The organism is Halobacillus sp. ABH2_015 (assembly GCF_056158945.1).
The window spans coordinates 405,530-425,656 of the sequence record NZ_JBSWUG010000002.1; the positions used below are offsets into that span (position 1 = coordinate 405,530).

Sequence of the window (20,127 nt, forward strand, 5' to 3'; positions counted from 1 at the left end):
TAAATATAAATGAATGATTCATATATGCAGAGACTACAGTATTGAATAAGTATGTAGGAATGACACAACAGAAATTTCCTTTTTTAGGAGATAAATGTGGTATAATGATAAAAAATGTTAGATTAACTAGTAATAATTGGTATATAAACAGGGAGTAAGTAACTTTAATAAGTGAAGTAAGTGTAATTAACAACTAAATACATCTTTTTTTTTGCCATAAAAATAGGAGGGCGACAAAATGGATTTGACTAATCTAGTTTCTAGAAATGATACAAATTACATTTCTTTAAAGGGGTTTAAGGGGGATCAATTCGGTCACAGAGTTGTGACAGTTCAATGTAAAGTTAATGATGTACTTAAATTCTTAGAAATTGATCGCGAAGTACAACGAGAATTAGATGAAACAAAAGTAGCTAGCATAGGTCAATATATAACTTATGGATCTGATGGTAACAATATATTTTTTGCCCCTTTAATTTTTTCATCTAGAGGAAGAGGTACCTTTAACGAAAATAAGAATGAATTTAATTTGAGCATGAACGAAACTATGGCTATTCTAGATGGACAGCATAGAATTAAAGCTTTCGAGTTAATAAAGAACCGTTTAGAATCTATCGGAGAGTTAGGTTACACGTATGAATACGTGATCAATTTCCCTATAACTGTTCAAATATTTCTAGATTTAACTATAAATCAAGAAAAGCAGCTATTTACCGACATTAATACTAAAGCATCGTTGGTAAACTCCTCCCTTTTAATCATGTACAATAAAAACGATCTATATGCTCGATTAGTACAGGATATAATAGAAAATTTGCCCCTTGATGTAATAGAAACAAGATCAAAAACTACTACCACTAAACTTATGACAGCCTCAACCTTTTATAAATCCGCAAGAATCTTAAATCATGGAGTGTTAAGCGCGAAACAAAAAACCCCCATTAATAAAAATAATTATTCGGCATGTAAGGAAAAAGCAGAAAAATTCATAACCTTGTTAAGAAAATATGCCCCAATTGATGGGGAAAATCGTAATAAGTACATTATTATGACGCCAAATATCATTATGGCAATTGCTTATTTTATTTATGCGACAGAGTCTAAACACCCATCAATTTCTATGGAAGAACTTTTCCAAATAGTTATTACTAAAGTAGATTGGAGTCACAAGAACAGCGAGTTTGAGAAGCTAAAAAGTGGTGTGTATAACAAGAAAACTAAGAAGTATAATTTTAATTCTTCTTTGAAGACAATAAAGGAATTTTCAGAATTCCTTCAAGGGAAATATAATAAGCAACGGGGTGAGATCTAATGGAAAATTTAATAATTCAAGGGAGTATAGCATCCCCCGATAACGTAAAAGCCATTATGACCACACAGATTCAAATAAAAGATATTCTGCAATTTTCTGAAATAGATAAATCTGTGAATAGGGATCTCGGTTACCACCGTATGCCGAAACTAGTTAGTTATTTTGATAGTATGGATGCAGAGTCAGGAATTTTCTTACCTGCATTGGTTTTTTCATTCCGTGGTGACCCAAATCCTTATTGGGATGGAGAGAGTATATTATCACTGCCAAAAGATTCCAAGCTTACAGTGCTAGACGGACAACATAGAATTAAAGGGTTAGAACGATATTTAGAAAAAGATAAGGTGAATGATGATAAAAAGAGGCGTATATTAGATAGTTATTTAACTGCACAAATATATTTTGGATTGTCTTTTGAAGAGGAGCGAAAGTTGTTTACGGATATTAATACAAATGCTAAAAGAGTATCAAGATCTTTAATAACTAAATTTGATAATAGAGACATTTTAAACGTATTAACTAGAGAACTCTATAATTCATCTAAAACTTTAAAAACAAGTTTAACAATAGAATTTGAAAAAGCTCGAATTGTACGTCCTAATATAACTACTTTCACTACTAGCGTACGCTTAAAAAGGTTTATAAAAATTCTACTCTTTGGCGAAAATGTTTTGAGTGGACGCCCGCCAGTGCTAAATAAAAAAGAGGACCAATTGGTGAGAGAAAACTACGATAAGATTTTTAGTTTTTTAAATAAATTCTTTTTTGTTCTAGGTGAAAACCTCCCACAAGATCCAGGAAATGTTAAAGAGTATGTGCTAGGACATGAACCTATACAAAATGCTATCGCCCTGTATCTTCATGATGCTGTTATTACTAATTATTCTACTGATCTTGAATGGTTAGATAGCTGGGAAGATGATGTAGAACAACTGCAAATTCTAAATTGGTCGGTAAAGAATAGAGCTTGGAAGCCTTATATGACTGTTAGTAGAAAAGGCACACCTTTTGAATACCTTGCGTTTAATAACGTGCATTCAGATACGGTCGCTTTAAAAGAAATAATAGATCACAAAGTTAATAGAAGTAATTAGATAAGAATACCATTAAGGATGGTTTTTTTGAAAGAGATGATAGTTTAGGAGAGGCTAACTATAATAAAGAACAGCAGCTTTATATAAGCAGCATAAAAGTAACCCACTACCTTTCGTTGGTAGTGGATTACTTTATAAGCATAGAACCTAATAAATTATCTTTGGTGATTAACACAGACTTTGCTTTGTTCAGGTAAAGCGCAGTGTTATTATGGTGCCTTATATTGTATGATTCACATTATAGGTATAATTATTCATTATATTCGGTGAAAAGTAATTATAGGCTCAGGATTTTTAATGACGTATTATTAATTTGATTTATCAAACGTGCAAATACAAAGAAGAGGAGTATCTATATTGGCTTGTGTGATAATAGTAGTTTTAGGATTAGGAGTATTTTTCTTTATTAAAAATATTAAAAATAGGCAAAAAGAAAAGAGTATTTCAGATGTACTATTTACTACTGGAATAAGCCTTATTTTAGCGGGATTTGGATCCTTTTTTAATAAAGCCTATCAATTTTTAGTGTTAGTCTTCCAAAGTAATAATGTGAATGATTCATTAGAAATCTACAGTGAATTCTCAAAGGTAAACTATCCTTCTGTTGTGGTTGGGTTTGTTTTGTTCTTAGTCGGACTTTACTATAGAAAATATATCTCAAATAAACTATTTATCATCAATATTAATGGATACTTTGATACTAGGATTGAAAGCCATCATGAGGATTTAGGATTAAGCACATTTGAATTTAAAGAAAGAGAAATTGATTTTGTGAGTTTATTCCGCGGAAAACCAGTTGATGAGACGTTAGTAAAAGATATTAGTTTTTTAATTGAAGATAAAATTAAGTCCTTTAAAGAAGAAAGTAAGGGAGTAAATAGAGGATATACAGGTATAGCTCCTATACCTTTTATTGCATTAGCTGGTACACACCTCAAAAGATCAAAAATAGATTCATTTTATGAATTTGATAAAAAAATAACTGAATCTTACTATGTTCTTAAACCTCCAAGAAAAAGCGGGTGGTCAAAAATATTTAGAACTCCCCCTTATTATCAACCTTTAAAGTTAGTTAACAGTGAGCATCAAATGAATACAAGTAAAAAAGAAGCGGTGATTTCAATTTCAATTACTACCGAAATTCCCGATAGTGATTTATTGCAATTTAACCAAGCTGAAATAGTAAAGTTAGCAATAGATAAACCTATAGATAATGCTATTCAATACCGAGATCAATTAATCGAATATCGGGACAAAATTGTTTCCACAATATTTGAGGTTAGATCCCAAATGCCAAACGTAACAAAAATCCATATTGTGTGTTCAAGTCAGAGTTGTTTGGCATTAGAGATTGGCAGAAGCATGGAAGACTACCGCATGCCACCCATTATTATTTATCAATTTAATGCACATGAAGGTAAAAAATATCCATGGGGCATAGCTTTAAATGGTAATAAAGCCGGAAGCTATGTAGAGGGGGAATAATATGAGTAATCAAATATATGATATAAGCAAAAAATTTAATACGTTTTATAAGAAACATGTAGTCCTTTCAAGAGAAGATAGAAATAGGCTTTTTTCAAAGAAAAATCTAAACATAGAAAGATTAAAAGAAGGATTGACTGATTATAACAAAGAAAATGGAACAAGTTATAATATAGTAGATACTGTAGTTCAAGGTAGTGTGGCAATGGGAACAGTTACTCAAAATGAAGAGAAGGATTACGACATTGATGTAGCCATTATTTTTGATAAGGGCAACATACCTGAGGGGAACATAGCTGTAAAAAATATTGTTGTAAACGCTTTAAAACGAAAATGTACAGGGTTCAAGGAGGAGCCCACAGCAAAAACCAATTGCGCTCGAATTGTATATGCAGATGGATATCATATTGATTTTGCTATCTATAGAAGGTATTTAGATGAGTTCGGAAATTATAAATATGAGCATTGTGGAAGTGAGTGGAGAGCAAGAGACCCAAGAGCTATAACTTCTTGGTTTAACCAAGAAAACATAAATAAAAATTATAGGTTGCGAAACGTAGTACGTCTTTTGAAAATGTTCTGCAAATCAAGAGATGATTGGTCCATGCCTGGAGGGCTAATACAAAGTGTATTGGCAAATGAGCAATTTCAAGACCATACTCGGGTTGATGAAATGTTCTATTACACCATTTGCGCTATCAAAGATCGACTTACTTGGAATGAAGAGGTTTATAACCCAGCAGATGAAGGGCAAGATTTAAAACTTACTAAAAACGACAGCACTAGAATGACCAATCTTCACTCCCGTTTAAATAAGTACATTAAAAAATTATCTGTGCTGTTTCAAGATGACTGTGATGAAAAGATGGCTTTGAAAGCTTGGGGGGAATTTTTTAATCATCCGTATTGGCATGCCGAAACAGAAAAACTATCCAAAAGCTATACTGCAAGATCACATGTACATGAGATGGAAAATAGAGAAAATGATTATGATTATGAATATAAGGAAACAGAAGAATTTATTGAGTACATGTTTCCTGTTGATATTAAATACATTGTACATTTAGATTGCAAAGTGACTCAAAAGGGGTGGAGACCATTTTATTTGAAGTCTTTTTTATCTGACCCCTCTAACCGACTTATGCCTAATAAAGATTTAAAGTTTACGATGCGTACTGATACTCCTCATCCTTATGATATCTACTGGAAGGTAAAAAACAAAGGTCTAATTTCAAAAAAAAGAGACCAAATTAGAGGGCAAATTCAAAAAATAGATTCTAATACCAAAACAGAGAAGACAAATTTCCGAGGAGAACATTACGTAGAATGTTATATCGTTCAAAAAGGAATATGCGTAGGTATTGGTAGGATAGAGGTTCCGATTACAACTTAACGTATTTAAAGTAAGGTGAACGGGGGGGAGAGTGGAAGTGGTCATGCTAGATGAAAAAGGAATCTAATAGGCCCTCTTCAACCTAAGCAAAAGTGCTTAGGTTTTATACTTTAATAAAGGTGTTTTTTTCCTTTTGGCGAATTATTAAGTATTCGGGAAAAGGAGTGAAGAAATGGGATACAATTATAGTATGCACAATAAAGATCCACAAACTAAAGCAATTGTAAGTAAAAGAAAGGAGGCTGACAGAAAACTTAGAGAAAAGGCAGAGAAAAAAAACTACGATATTAAAACTAAATCAAAGCCTATACATGAAACTGATTATTGTAAAATATGGAAGCGAGCAACCATTAATATAGAAGAAGATAGAATAGCAGCTATTGAATTAATTACGGTTAAGGAATTAAGTCGGGATGAGGTTAGGTTTGCTTATTATAAACAAGAACCAAATGAGAAATTGAGATTAATTCTTAGACCTCTAGATGTTACCCCTTCACAGTTAGATGAGTTGTTTCTTAAGGCAAGGGAAGAAAATATAATTAAATAAATGTCATATATTACTTGTAGAGGTTTGGTAGTAAATTAATTTAATAAACAAAAAAATCAAATTCGAAGCAGTTGGTCTGAATCAACTGTCTTTTTTTGAGTGTAAACTTTACCAACATCTCATGTATTGCCACATACACTCCGGACATGTGGAATTAGTTGGTAAATTAGATAAATGTTATGGAATCAAAAAAATTGGGATGTTTCCATTCAATAATTCTCCAATTAGAGGAGGATTTTAGAATTAATTATGATTTTTATTTTAAAAGTGATTTATAAGAGATAAGAAAGAGAATACTTTGGATTGAAATAATAATAGGAGGGTAAGGAAAGTGAAGGAATTATACCGTAAATGGGCAATTGGATCCAGAGAGTTGCTGGAAAATTCTCTTGAGGATACAGAGAAAAAACAGGAATTAATCCATATTAATTATTCAGCAAAGGAGGATGGTCTATTACTCGCAACACTATTAGAATCATTATATGACTATTTTAAAGTAGATTCACCTGGAATGTTAAAAGTTTTTGGTCATATGTCAATTACTTTAACAAGAACTACACTTAATACTATAGCGATGTTTGATAGTCACTTGATTAATCACATTCAAGATGTACACGATTTGTTTAATCAGTTAGAAATTGAATATACTGAACGGGAGTCAAAAGCGAAGGGATATTTATCAGCATTTAGGAAAGTTGCACATGAGTTAAGTCAAGACACTAAAGATAAAAATAAAAAGGAAAAATTCCTCTTTGAGCTAGCTCTATCTTTACTCTACAAATTAACTGAAGAATTTCCTATACTTATAGAAATTAAAGAAACAAAAAATATTTCTAATGAAAATATGGCTTTTATTAAAGCCTGTTTGAACCAAAAAGAAAATTTCCAATTAACATTTTTCAGTACTACTCTAGAATTAGAGAATAAAGAATTCTTAAAAGAAGCACATATATATCTTTTACGCTATGATTTCTTATATTTTTTGGAAGAACAGCTGATTAAACCTATAAAAATAAACGATAAACTTGTTGGACGTATTGAAACTATTGAAATTTTGTCAAATGAAGCTAAGCATGTACATTATAGTGGTAGTCCATTTATACGTAAAATATCAGGCAATGCTGGCATGGGTAAAACTGAATTGATGAAGTATTTTAGTAAACATCATCTTTTAAAAGAACAGTTTATAATTGAAACTACATTTAGAAATGAGATTGCATCATATACCAACATGCTGTATGAAATTAAAACTTTCACTGATGAAGTACAAATGAAAATGGATCCCAACATTAATGATAAAATAAAAAAAGTTTTAATGAAATCAACAAAATCAATAAAGAGTAAAGCTGGTGAAATCAGTTCAATGTTTTCTAATGAAGAAACTTCTGATCAGTTACTCTCTGATAATTTCAGTAGTTTTTTAGGAAATTTAGGTGTTGGAAAGGTGAAAGATATATATGATTTAATTATTGACTACCAAGATTCAGTTTTAACCATCAAAGATTATCTTGGAACAAAACAATTCAATCAACCAATGACTGTTTTTCGTGAGAAGAAAAATAATAAAATTGAAGAAGTTATTAATGATCTACTAAGTAATTTAGACAAGGTATTTTCGCAAAACTTCAGTAAAAAAAAGTCAATTGTTTGGTTTATTGATGATATTCAATGGGTAGATCAATTCTCCTTAAGATTTTTAAATGAGTTTATCAAAAAAATGAAAAGTAAAAGTTATCCAATATATATAGTATTGCTTTCTAGAATCTCAGATTTTGAAGCGAGAATTAATACTGAAGCTGGGCTTTTACTATTAAATGAGCAAGTGAATCAAAACATAAATCTAAGCTTTTTTAATGAGCGAAATATCTATGAAATTGGCAATATATTGTTTGAAAATGAAGAATTTGAGAAAACAAATCTTTTAGCGAATTCTATTTGTGACTATTTACAAGACTCAGACGGAAAGGTTAAAGTTGAACCAATTTATGTTATAGAGTTGCTGCAAGTGTTTATTAATAGTGATACCCCAATAATTTATCTAAATCAAGAAAATAAATTTATTATCCCATTAGAATTGAAAGATGTAAGAGAACGAATAGGATTAATAATTAAAAACCTCCGCAACTTACAATCTAATAAAACTGTATCAAATAAAACCGAAGCTATTCTTGAAGAACGCTTAATTAAAATTTCAAGGCACATAATTAACGGCGATATTTATAATAATATGATTAAATTTGCTGCATATATCGGAGAACCTATTATTTATACTTTTGTTAATTACTATATGAAAAATGAATTTAATGAAGAATTATGTGATAAATATATTGAACAGATCGAACAAGTTCACCAAATAATAAAAAGGAAAAATACATCTAGCCCTGTAAAATCTTCTTTAATGTTTAACTTTACACATGCGATATATAAAGAATTTTTACAAAGACAATTTATTCGTTTAAGCTCAGATCTAACTGAAGGACAATTACATAGAGAAGTTTTTTACAAACTTCAAGATTATTTTTTGCAAACATCGGTTGAAGATCAAGAGGGGGAAGAACTCGAATTCTTAGCTCTTAAAGAACAAATAATTGAACATGGAATAAGAGCAAGAAAAGAAGAGATTCTAACTCCACTACTAGATATAATAAATATTCTGCTAAACAACTATGAGAATTTGGAAAAATATAATCGAGCTTCTGAAGTAAATGAATTAAAATTAAAGCTATTGGAAAATGAGGATTGTACAAATCCAAATATGCTTTTTGCAAGAATTGATCAAATTTTATTTGCTGGCCAAATGGGTAATTATAAAAAAGCTTATGATTTAGCTGTATTGCTTGAAACTGATCTAACAATATTCATTGAAAATTATTTGGAATTAGGAGAATTCTCATTAATCTATCAGGTAGTTGAAACAATTGCTGAAGCCTACGAGAACTATGGACAATATGAAAAGGCTCAAGATATGTATGATGTTTGGATAGAAAATTCAATGGTATTCGGTAATGAAGAAGAATTTCTTGCTGAGGTGTATATTCGAAAAGGAAGGATTGCAGTACGCCAACAGGATTATAAAAAAGCAACAAAATATTGTGATAAGGCTTTAGAATATTCAATTCAAACTAATATTCATGAATTAGAAATAGATGCTAAATTATTACAAGAAAGTATACAAAATCAACAAGGGATTTATGTAAAAGAGGAATTATCACTGGATGCATTTAGGGATACACCAGATTCAAAATTAGGTTATTTTAGTAGAAAATTAAGTAATGAGAAAAGAAAAATCGGTGTTAGTGAGCAAGAACGTCTTCAGTTAGTTAAAGAAATTAAAAATGAGCTAAGTGATTATGATAAATTAGTAAAAAATCGTTTAACACAACTTCGATTTACTACCGAGATAAACTTGGCAGATTTATATTTCCAAATGGCAAAAGATTATACAAATGATGAGTATCTATTTCAGGCAATAGATATTGGGGAAAATTTGTTGCAAAAAACTATAGACCTGGAAAACTCTTTACCTAATTCAATTATTGGAGAAATGAAAGTTAATTTAGCGCAATATTACAAATTTGCTGAATTACATGAAGATGCTTTAGATAAACTAGGTGAAATAGAAAATCCAAAAAACTATGGTGGACGTACTCGTGGAGTTATATACAATATAACTGGGGATATAGCATTAACTAACAAAGAATATCCAAAAGCAATGGAGTATTTTTTAAAAGTAATAGAAGATGAGGGTTTAAAAGATAATGCTCCAGGAGAGTATCTTTTTGCTATACATACAATATTTAATAATACAGAATTGCGCTTATTAATTCCGAACAACCTCTTTAAAAAGATCAAAACTAATGTTCGTACTTTATCTTATAATAAACCAAGGAATAAATACTCAGTTCAAAAAAAGTATCAAGGTGTTGGAAGAAATGATCCTTGTCCTTGTAAAAGTGGAAAGAAGTACAAAAGATGTTGCGGTAGGTAAGAATTAGAATAAATTTTGTAGTTGTAAACAAACCAGCACCCTATGTGTTGTCACATACACACCAGACATGTGGAGTGTGTAACCTGGTTGGAGAAGAAAGAAAAGTAGGACTCCAAGACTGCTGAAGTAATGAAACGACGTTCAACCAAAACGAGAAAATTTATAGTCTTCATCAAAGCTGATGACTTTCGTACCCGGTCCGCATTATTGTACAGTGTGAACGGTGCTGACAATCAGACATTGAAAAAATCGTGTCTGAAAAATTCAGTAGAGCGAATGAGAGTCTGTGATTAAGGGTATAGATATAGGAAACCTCTGCCTGAATCATGGCATAATCGAAATCGAAACTACACTCAATTAGGAAGGGGAATTCCAATGGCTGATGAAAACCTAAGTAAAGGCCTTGTTGATGCTGCCTTTAATAAGAAAGAAGCAGAAGAGGCAGAGAAAATAAAAGAAGAAAATAAAGCAAACGACGGGGATATTATTACTTTCAAAAGAGACGGCCAGCAGCTGGAAGCTGTCGTTACTTCTACGAATCCGGCAAACTCCGTTGTCTGCGATCTTACCATCATGGAAGATTTCCACGAGCGCAATTTTGACTTCGAAAAGACCGTTGTTGCTCATAAGAACTACACCATTAAAAAACGCAGCAAAAAGTAAGTCCGGCCTCTGCTGTATAGGGATAAGAAGCACCGCACTCGACAAGTGTGGTGCTTTTTTATACGCGGAGAAGTCCTGGAAACGCTTGAATCCCATGGTCATTAGACAGCTTCAACACGTACGAATGAAAATGAATGCTTGATATGTGTTTTGAACTATCCATACCTCAGCAAAATGGTGTACTCTTTATAGGTAGAGTAAACTTCAGAGGTGAGAGAAATGAAAAAGATAACAGCTTTGTGGCTGATAATTTTAACAGGGGCGCTGCTTACAGCCTGCTCCGGAACATCAGAACCGCCGGACGGTTTTATGACGATGAATAAAGAAGTGACGGAGATGGCGAAAGGCACGTATGAATGGACCAAAGAGGGGGTGTTTTCGGACAGCCAAGTGACAGCGGATGCCGGAACACCTTACGACATTGCTGACAATGTTGAAGCGGCACCGTCAGGCGGTGACAAGACTGCAGTGATCACATTCAGCAGTGGAAAAACACCGGAACTCTCCGCTTTTATCTGGGATGATGAAGGAAGGCAGGAGGAGCTTCCGATTGAAAATGAACAGGTGACTCTTCCGGATTCAGAAGGCCGGTATACGATTGAAGTTTTCGCTGAATGGGAGAATGGAACCGGTTCGTACACGCTTCCTGTGATGATCCCATAGAGGATGAAACCTGATTCCCCTTCTAATCGTATAGATAAGGAACAAAGCGAAAGTGGGTGGAAGGATATGAGTGGAGGCGTGTTTCTGCTGATCATTCTGAGTTTGCTCGGTCTGCCTATTTTATGGGGAATGATCCGGGATAAATTCGGAGGGAATACCAACCGATTTTACGGCGATGAATTGAATAAGCATCAAAAAAGAGGAAGAGAAAAGGTCTATGAAGAGAATACGAGGCATACAGGACCAAGAGACAACCCGCCCATGGGAGGGGATGGAAACCCCTGATGAAATAATGTCCACTTCTCTACAGCCTGCATTGATGAATGAGAAACATAGAACGTATAAACAAGAAATCACTTGTTTGAAATCTCTTGGCTGAGAATTCATCCTTATGTAAAAATAAAACCCGTCCGCGCTTTAAGGCGTAGACGGGTTTTATTTGATTTACTCGCTTTTTACCTCTGTTTTCAGCTTAGTTAAAGGCTGTGGAGGGCATGATTTCTGTGTGAGCCGTGAAACGATGATGATCGTCAGCAGGCCGCCTACCATTGCAAGCGTACGGAATGGAAAAAGGACCACGCCGTCTTCAATCATCGGATAGGGAAGAAATGCCGGTAATCCGAGTGCGGGTTCACCTCCGCCGAAACGCAGAATGAAAGAAACCGTCAGTCCTGCAACGGCTCCATATGTATTTGCTTTTTTATCGAACAACGCAGTTGTCAACTGAGGGAAAAGCATACAGTAGACGAGATCGGCACATAAATACCAAAGTGTGTACACACTGTCGATATTTAAAGCGACGATGGTTGCGGCTAGTCCGATGATGATGATGGATAAACGGATGGTGCCTTTAATATCCTTACCTGTCGCTTTCGGCTTGATGAGTGGACGGTAGATGTTCCAGGCTGCCATGGATGATGCGGATAGGATGGAAGAGTCCATCGATGACATGACGGCTGCGGCTACAGCACCCAGGGCGATGATCGCAATCCCGTAGGGCGACATATAGTTGATGACGTAAGCGAGAATTTCGGAAGCGGAACCGGGTCCTTCGATTCCATAGCTCGCCCAATCGGCAGAGAAGCCTGCGACACCGATCATAACAGCGGGTACGGCTAGTACGATACACAGGATACCTGCTGCGATGGACAGCCACATCGCTGTCTTTTCATTTTTTGATGAAAGCACACGCTGGAAATATACCTGCCACGGAATACCTCCGAAGATAAGCAGTAAGGCATAATCCCACCAGTTCCAGTAATAATTTCCCCAGTCCGGATGGTTCCAGCCATCAAGAGGAGGAAGAAGGTTCGCAAACCCGGCCATTCCATCTTTGTAAGCTCCCCATGCTTGTCCGACACCGCCTGCTTCAGAAAGGGCGAACGGAACGACGAGGAACAACCCGATGAGGATCATGATGATCTGGGCTACGTCTGTAAGAGCGACGGACCACATACCTCCGACAAAGGTGTAAGCGACGGCGATAATCGCGGAAATGATGATCGATGTATTGAAATCGAGTCCGAGAATCAGACCGAATGTTGTTCCGAGTGCAACGAGGATGGCGGCACTCCAGAATAGTTCCCCGAGCAGGGCTGGTAAGTATAGAACACCTGCCACCTTCTTACCGAAGCGAACCTCCAGCGGATCGAGCATTGTCGTGAATTCGTGCCTTCTCATCTTACGGGCATAGAAAATCCCGCCTATGATTAAACTGAGGCCGTATCCCCAAGGGGCCTGCGCCCATACGATTCCTGAGGCAAACGTCGTTTCGGCTGTTCCGGCGATATATCCGCCGCCGACCCATGTCGCAGTCATCGTGAACATAGCGACCCATAACGGCATGGAACGACCGGCGACCATCATATCCTTGGCGCTGTCGGATTTTTTTCCAGCGGTGATGACACCTATATAGAAGATGATGGCATATGAGAGAAACATGAAGGCCAACGCTCCCCAGTTCACATCTTTACCTGCAATTCCTACATAAATGGCGACGATGGCAAGTAAGCCTAAGAAGCCTAATAATCCTGAATTACCATATTTCTGTTCCTGTTTTGTGACTGTCTGCTGCACCGAATCACTCCTTTTACATATTGGTTGTATCGAACTGTTCGAAAGGTGAACAGTTCTTTTTTCGATGTAAAACTTTCTATGGAACCGGTTCCTGTTAATTGTTTTAAAACGTTTAATAATTATTAAACATACCTGCACCTATTTACACTAACGTAGAATGAAAGTTTGTCAACAGTTCGATTCGGTATATTTTGGAGATCATTTCGTCGATGGAAGGGATAATCATAAGTAATAAAGAAAGGTGAAAATCTTTTTCTTCATCTGTGTTTTTTATATGATTTTAAAAATCGCATCTATAGGTTTACAAGGTTCCTATTTTACGTTACGATCAAATTGTTCATTTCGTTTAAAAAAAATTAAATAAAATAAATAAATTAAAAACAAGGAGGTTTCACGTTGAAATACATGTACATTAATGGAGCGTGGGTCAACGCAGCGTCTGAAAAGGTGAGAGATATCATCAATCCCTTCAATCAGGAAGTCATTGCCCAAGTGGCGGAAGGGGATGCTGAGGACGCGAAGCTTGCGATCGCGGCTGCGAGAGAAGCATTCGACAATGGGGAGTGGAGTGATACTCCGGGAGCCGAGCGCGGCCAAAAGGTCTTTCGTATCGCAGAACTGATTGAACGGGATAAAGAAGAACTTGCTGAACTCGAAACGCTGGATACTGGTAAGACATTAGAAGAAAGCCGTGCGGATATGGAAGACATTGCCGGTGTGTTCCGGTACTTCGCAGGCCTGGCAGATAAGGATGGCGGAGAAGTCATCGAATCCCCGATTCCCGACAGTCAAAGCAAAGTCGTCCGCGAACCGGTGGGTGTCTGCGGGCAGATTACTCCATGGAATTATCCGCTTCTACAAGCGGCGTGGAAAATCGCACCGGCATTGGCGGCAGGCAATACCATCGTATTGAAGCCTAGTGAAATTACTCCGCTCACAACTTTGAAAGTAACAGAACTGATGGAAGAAACCGGCTTCCCGAAAGGTGTCGTCAACCTCGTGATGGGACCGGGGGCAACGGTAGGGAACGAGCTTGCAGAAAGCCACGACGTTGATTTGATTTCTTTCACTGGAGGCATTGAAACCGGAAAGAGAATTATGCAGACCGCGAGTGGCAATGTGAAGAACATCGCGCTTGAACTTGGTGGCAAGAACCCGAATATTGTCTTTGCAGACGCTGATTTCGAAACAGCCGTCGATCAGGCACTGAACGCGGTCTTTTTCCACGCCGGACAGGTGTGTTCTGCCGGAGCGAGATTAATCCTGGAAGATTCCATTCATGATCGGTTTGTAGAGGAGCTGAAGAAGCGGGCGGAGCGTATTAAGCTGGGGAACGGTTTTGATGAAGATACTCAATCCGGACCTCTCATCTCAGCGGAACACCGCGAAAAGGTCGAAAATTATGTGGAAATCGGGAAGGAAGAAGGCGCAAAACTGCTTGTCGGAGGCGCACGGCCGGAGAATCCTGAACTTCAGGACGGTTTTTTCTACCTGCCGACGATTTTCACAGAGTGCACGACAGATATGAGGATCGTGCAGGAGGAAGTATTTGGCCCTGTATTGACGATCGAACGTTTCCAAACGGAAGAGGAATCCGTGAAGCTTGCGAATGATTCCATTTATGGGCTGGCTGGTGCTGTGTTTACACAGGATATCGACAAAGCCGAACGTATAGCAGGTAAGCTGCGCATGGGAACGGTATGGATCAATGACTTCCACCCGTATTTCGCACAAGCGCCCTGGGGTGGATATAAACAATCCGGAATCGGCCGTGAACTTGGTAAACCGGGACTTGAAGAATATACAGAAACAAAACATATTTTCCGTAACGTGAATCCTGAACCGATCCATTGGTTTAAGGCTTGATTTAAATACATGACAACAATGTTAAGGAGGCTGTTATCATGAAAGAATCTTATGATATTGTCATCATCGGTGCCGGAAGTGCAGGTTCGGTCCTCGCAGACCGGCTGACTGAAGATGGAAAGAAAGATGTCCTTGTACTTGAAGCGGGACGAAGTGATTATGCTTGGGATCTACTTGTTCAGATGCCGGCAGCCCTGCCATTTCCGGCAGGTAAATCCCTGTATGATTGGAAATATGAATCTGACCCTGAGCCTTATATGAAAGGACGGCGTATCAAGCATGCCCGTGGTAAAATGCTCGGAGGATCAAGCTCGATCAATGGCATGATTTATCAACGCGGGAATCCGAAGGACTATGAGCGCTGGGGAGCGGACGATGGGATGGAAGAGTGGGATTTCTCCCACTGCCTGCCTTACTTCAAACGTTTGGAGAACGCCCTCGGCTCGGATAAAAACGATCCATACCGCGGTCATAATGGTCCGGTGAAATTGGAGCGCGGTCCTGCAACGAATCCGCTTTTCCAAGCCTTTTTCAATGCAGCTGCCGAAGCCGGTCATGCCCGGACGCCGGATGTTAACGGTTTTCGTCAGGAAGGTTTCGGACCTTTTGACAAGCACGTCTATAAAGGGCGGCGCATGTCTGCATCCCGTGCGTATCTGCACCCGGCAATGAAGCGGAAAAATCTTACCGTGAAAACCAGAGCTTTCGTTCAGCACATAGATATCCATAATGGGAAAGCGCGAGGCCTGACGTTCAAACGAAATGGTAAAGAGCACTACGTAAGGGCTGGGGAGGTCATCCTTTCTGGCGGTGCGATCAATACGCCGCAGATGCTTCAGCTTTCCGGCGTCGGTGATCAAGAACACCTACGCTCTGTAGGAGTGACTCCGAAAGTGCATCTTCCAGGAGTTGGAGAGAATCTTCAGGACCACCTTGAAGTGTATATCCAGCATGAGAGTCTGCAGCCAGTTTCTGAGCAGCCGAACTTGAACAAGCTGAAGATGCCATGGATCGGTTTGCAGTGGATCATGGGGCGTAAAGGTCCTGCTGCGACGAACCACTTTGAAGGCGGCGGTTTCGCCCGTTCCAATGATGACGTCGATTATCCGAACCTGATGTATCATTTCCTTCCGGTAGCTGTGCGCTATGATGGGGAAAAAGCACCGGTCAAACACGGCTTCCAGGTTCACATCGGACCTATGTATTCGGATGCTCGTGGATCATTGAAGATCCGCTCCAATGATCCGAAAGCTCATCCGAGCATGGTTTACAACTACCTTTCAACGGAACAGGACAAACGTGAATGGATCGAGGCTGTCCGTGTGACTCGTGAAATCATGTCCCAGCCGGCAATGAAGCCATTCAACGGAGGAGAAATTTCTCCGGGGCCGGCGGCTCAGACTGAAGAAGAAATTCTTGACTGGGTGGCAGAAGATGCGGAAACGGCTCTGCATCCAAGCTGCACAGCAAAAATGGGACCAAAATCCGATCCGATGGCCGTCGTTGATCCGAAGAGTATGAAAGTTCATGGCCTTGATAACCTGCGTGTCGTCGATGCATCCGCTATGCCTTATGTCACCAACGGGAACATCCACGCACCTGTCCTGATGCTTGCCGAAAAGGCGGCAGATATTATCCGAGGCAGAAAACCGCTTGAAGCTGAGCATATGGACTATTACCAGCATGGTGTCCATCCAGCAGATGCGGGATCGATTAAAGGCTGAGTTGCGGCTTGAATAAACTGCCATATGAAGGCAGGGGCTTGTATAGCCCCTGCTTTCGATTTATATTATAGAAAGAGCGTATTAATGAAATTGAATGATTTAAACGTTTAAAAGGTAATGAAGAAAGTGGAGGCGGTTCTTTGAAAAGAAACCTGGAGGCACGAATTGAGGAAGCAGAGAGCGCTGTTGTCAATTCGATCGCTGAAACAATGGACCTGTATGGCATCACTCCGTCAACGGGAAGGTTATTTGCGAGAATGTATTTTAAACATGAGCCGATGACGCTTGATGATATGAAGGACGACCTTGGGATGAGTAAGCCGAGTATGAGTATTGCCGTCCGGAACCTTCAGGAGGTCAGCATCATCCATAAAGTTTGGCGGAAAGGGTCCCGCAAGGATTCCTTTATGGCGGAGAAGAATTTCTTTAAATATTTCTCCCGCTTTTTCGGAAGCAAGTGGGAACGTGAGGCCAAGCTTAACTTGTCGGCCATTGACTATGCAGGGGAGATTCTTCAGCAGGTCATGGAAGATGAGGAGGCGGACGAAGCGACGGTAGAACGAGCAAGGATCAATTATGAGCAGCTTGAGGATTACCGCAAGTACTGCAAGTGGTTGGAGCGTCTGTCTGATTCTATCGATTCCGGTGAGATATTCGACTTCCTGCCTGTTGAGGAACCGGATGCAGATAGTAAGTGATTGACTGTGGCTGACTCTTTCTTCTTTACCGCTGTGAAAGCGGGGAGTCGGGCGCATGCAAAGGATATCGAAATAACCAAAGCAGGATAGGAAAAGCTCCCTTCATCGATCAAGGGAGCTTTTCTTATTGGAGCCATTATTTATTAAGTTCTACGTCTACTTCAATTTCTTCTCCGATATTTTCAAAATTCTCGTTCTGAGCTGCACTGTAATACAGCGTAATCGACTCCACATCTTCAGCTTTTGAATTCTTCAGGATGTAGAAGGAAGTGCCTTCTTTGTTCACTTGACCTAAATATTCGCCATCGATATGATCACTCATAAGCATGTCAGGCTCCAGCTGCTCTCCCGTATTCGTAGTCATTACAGCCTGGGAAGCATAAAAGGAAATATGATCCTCAGAAGAATTGCTTGTTTTCATATCGACTTGGATGTATTCGATTTCTTCCTTATCCATAAGAGCTGCGGCTTCACCTTTTAAGGTGCCGGAGACTCCATTGACCTTTTCAATAGTAAGGCTAATAGGGCCGCTTTCAAATGTTCCGACATCATCAGTGCGGCTGACCATCGTTTGTTCACCTGCTTCAGAAGTGACTGTATCCCCAACCTTGGCATCCTTATTTTCGTTTTCTTCTGCCGTCATGGTTTCAGGAGCATCTGTCTCTTTGCTTTCAGTATCCGTACCTTGTTCTGTTCCTTCTGTACTTGAAGCATCATCAGCGGTGGTATCTGATCCTGAACTTTCTTCTGTACCACAGGCGCTCAAAGCCATTAAGAAGACACTGACAAACAGGATGAAGAGTGAACGTTTCATAAGTTTCCCCCTTAAAAGTAGTGGAGCCTGATACAGGCAACGCGGACATCTTACTAGTAATTTTATATTTTCTTCCATATAAGTAAATGATTTGTTGGTGGAATTGTATCAGTGAATCATCTGGACAGACAAAAAAGCCGCTATTCTATCGTATAGATGAGAATAGCGGCTTTACATTTAATTATGATGTTTTACGTTCTTTTTCCTCAACGGGTACAGCGGCACTTTGTTCAGCAATCAGCCCCTGCTCCTTCGCCATCTGTTTCGCTACTTTCGGTGCGAGCCAGACAGGTGGCAGCAGCAGCAGTGAAACGGGAACAGCTGTGACAACGATGAAGTTCTGCAGCGTTTGAATACTGCTTTCCCCAATACCGAGAAGTGCTGCGGCGATGCCTCCGAACAACAAGGCCCAGAACACGCGCAGGACACGTGGCGGGTGGGTATCGCCTGTAAGTGTGACGGCGACGGAATAGGACATCGAGTCAGCGGTTGTTGCGACGAAAATGATCGTTACAATCAAGAAGCCTGCAGCCATGACCATTCCGAATGGTACTTGCTCCATAATCGCCATAACAGCGGCAGGCATGCCTGTTTCATTGAGAGCGGTTGAAACGGCTCCTGGTGATTCCAGTTCGTAAAACAGACCGGAACCTCCGACAACGGCAAACCAGAAGTTGCTTACGATCGGAGCGAGGATCGCTACGGCAAGGATCAGCTGGCGAATGGTACGGCCTCTGGAAATACGGCTGATGAACATCGCCATTGCCGGTCCGAAACCGAGGAACCAGCCCCAGAAGAAGACCGTCCAATAACCGAGCCAGCCGCTATCTCCGCGGTAAAGACTCATTCGCAGGAAGTTCTGGATTTGGAAAGCTTCGGCGGCGACGAATGAATCGATGATGAACATCGTCGGCCCGAGAATAAGCATGCCGATCATTAGAACGACAGCGAATCCTACGTTGAGACGGCTGAGCAGTTGAATCCCTTTATCTACACCGGAAGCCGCTGAAACGGCAGCGATCGTCACAAGAAAAATAATGACAATGGACTGCGTAAACAGGGTGTCCGGGATATTGAATAAATAGTTGAGCGCATAACCGACTTGTAAGCCTAAGAAGCCGATCGGTCCAATGGTTCCAGCGGCAACAGCAATGACAGAAACGATGTCAGCAGCTGCTCCGACAACACTTTTCTTGTTGAAAATTTTCTCGCCGACCATCGGATACAAGATCGCACGTGGTTTTAGCGGGTACCCTTTATGGTAGTGCGCATACATCAGGACGATGGTAGCGATGGTTCCTAAACAAGCCCATGCGGTAAAGCCCCAGTGGAAAAAGCTCTGCGCTAAGCCGGGGACGACGGCTTGTGCTCTTGTCATTCCCTCATCAGCAAACAGTGGCGGGGTTGTTAAAAAGTGATAGATTGGTTCTCCGGCAGCCCAGAAGACTCCGCCACTGGCAAGCAGTGTACAAAGAATCATCGAGACCCAGCGGAACCATCCGTTTTCAGGCGTATCCTTTTTTCCTAATTTCACTTTTCCATATTTCGACAAGGCAAGCGCAACGCCCACTACGAAAGTAGCAAGCAGCAGCAGCTGCCAGAAGACACCAAAGAATGTAACAGAAAAGTCGAATGAGCTTGAGATCCATTCTCCCGTAAGGTCTTTGTTTAAAAGAGACATCAGTAAAAATAAGACGAGAAAGCCTCCGCTGATGCTGAATGTAATCCAGTCAATCCTTGTTTTCCTGTCCGTTTTTTCGTTCATTATTTTCCCCCTAGGTTTTTAACCTGTGATAGTTAATAT

The 20,127-nt window shown here is 39.1% G+C and carries 15 protein-coding genes; 12 read left to right on the forward strand and 3 right to left on the reverse strand.

Annotated elements, in window-relative coordinates; all coding sequences use genetic code 11:
- Positions 1-238 precede the first annotated feature (238 nt).
- From ACXAD6_RS02045 to ACXAD6_RS02085, 9 genes are all read left to right on the forward strand, one after another.
- Positions 239-1,312 (forward strand): DNA sulfur modification protein DndB, encoded by a 1,074-nt coding sequence (locus ACXAD6_RS02045; protein ID WP_474967419.1) that lies wholly within the window; start codon positions 239-241, stop codon positions 1,310-1,312.
- Complete coding sequence (locus ACXAD6_RS02050; protein WP_474967420.1) at positions 1,312-2,406, forward strand: DNA sulfur modification protein DndB; 1,095 nt, start codon at positions 1,312-1,314, stop codon at positions 2,404-2,406. Before ACXAD6_RS02045 ends, ACXAD6_RS02050 begins: the two co-directional genes overlap by 1 nt.
- Positions 2,407-2,772: 366 nt before the next feature.
- Positions 2,773-3,891 (forward strand): SAVED domain-containing protein, encoded by a 1,119-nt coding sequence (locus ACXAD6_RS02055; RefSeq protein WP_474970343.1) that lies wholly within the window; start codon positions 2,773-2,775, stop codon positions 3,889-3,891.
- A gap of 1 nt (position 3,892) precedes the next feature.
- Positions 3,893-5,284: a nucleotide-binding domain-containing protein gene (locus tag ACXAD6_RS02060; protein WP_474967421.1), complete on the forward strand. Its 1,392-nt coding sequence runs from the start codon at positions 3,893-3,895 to the stop codon at positions 5,282-5,284.
- A 172-nt stretch (positions 5,285-5,456) separates the two neighbouring features.
- Positions 5,457-5,831, forward strand: a complete 375-nt coding sequence (locus ACXAD6_RS02065; protein ID WP_474967422.1) for a hypothetical protein — start codon at positions 5,457-5,459, stop codon at positions 5,829-5,831.
- Positions 5,832-6,162: 331 nt separating this feature from the next.
- Positions 6,163-9,819: an SEC-C metal-binding domain-containing protein gene (locus ACXAD6_RS02070; RefSeq protein WP_474967423.1), complete on the forward strand. Its 3,657-nt coding sequence runs from the start codon at positions 6,163-6,165 to the stop codon at positions 9,817-9,819.
- A 375-nt stretch (positions 9,820-10,194) separates the two neighbouring features.
- Entirely contained in the window at positions 10,195-10,482 is a 288-nt protein-coding gene (locus ACXAD6_RS02075) for a YkvS family protein (protein ID WP_474967424.1), read from the forward strand.
- A 219-nt stretch (positions 10,483-10,701) separates the two neighbouring features.
- A complete protein-coding gene (locus tag ACXAD6_RS02080; RefSeq protein ID WP_474967425.1) occupies positions 10,702-11,145 on the forward strand; it encodes a carbohydrate-binding protein in 444 nt (147 codons plus the stop codon).
- Positions 11,146-11,211: 66 nt separating this feature from the next.
- A complete protein-coding gene (locus ACXAD6_RS02085) occupies positions 11,212-11,430 on the forward strand; it encodes a hypothetical protein (protein ID WP_160841340.1) in 219 nt (72 codons plus the stop codon).
- A 159-nt stretch (positions 11,431-11,589) separates the two neighbouring features.
- Here the strand turns inward: ACXAD6_RS02085 and ACXAD6_RS02090 are convergent, their stop codons facing one another.
- Positions 11,590-13,221: a high affinity choline transporter 1 gene (locus ACXAD6_RS02090; protein WP_474967426.1), complete on the reverse strand. Its 1,632-nt coding sequence runs from the start codon at positions 13,219-13,221 to the stop codon at positions 11,590-11,592.
- A gap of 405 nt (positions 13,222-13,626) precedes the next feature.
- On the opposite strand from ACXAD6_RS02090, the gene betB reads away from it, so the two are divergent.
- From betB to cudC, 3 genes are all read left to right on the forward strand, one after another.
- Positions 13,627-15,087: a betaine-aldehyde dehydrogenase gene (gene betB, locus ACXAD6_RS02095; RefSeq protein WP_474970344.1), complete on the forward strand. Its 1,461-nt coding sequence runs from the start codon at positions 13,627-13,629 to the stop codon at positions 15,085-15,087.
- A gap of 38 nt (positions 15,088-15,125) precedes the next feature.
- Positions 15,126-16,811 carry a choline dehydrogenase gene (betA, locus tag ACXAD6_RS02100; RefSeq protein WP_474967427.1) on the forward strand — a complete coding sequence of 562 codons (1,686 nt, stop codon included), beginning with the start codon at positions 15,126-15,128 and terminating at the stop codon, positions 16,809-16,811.
- A 140-nt stretch (positions 16,812-16,951) separates the two neighbouring features.
- Positions 16,952-17,509, forward strand: coding sequence for a choline uptake/conversion transcriptional regulator CudC (cudC, locus tag ACXAD6_RS02105; RefSeq protein ID WP_160839581.1), 558 nt, complete (start codon positions 16,952-16,954; stop codon positions 17,507-17,509).
- A gap of 136 nt (positions 17,510-17,645) precedes the next feature.
- Here the strand turns inward: cudC and ACXAD6_RS02110 are convergent, their stop codons facing one another.
- Both ACXAD6_RS02110 and ACXAD6_RS02115 read right to left on the reverse strand, forming a co-directional pair.
- Positions 17,646-18,323: a hypothetical protein gene (locus tag ACXAD6_RS02110; RefSeq protein WP_474967428.1), complete on the reverse strand. Its 678-nt coding sequence runs from the start codon at positions 18,321-18,323 to the stop codon at positions 17,646-17,648.
- Between the two features lie 181 nt (positions 18,324-18,504).
- On the reverse strand, positions 18,505-20,088 hold the full coding sequence (locus tag ACXAD6_RS02115) for a BCCT family transporter (RefSeq protein WP_474967429.1): 1,584 nt from the start codon (positions 20,086-20,088) through the stop codon (positions 18,505-18,507).
- Positions 20,089-20,127: the final 39 nt, after the last annotated feature.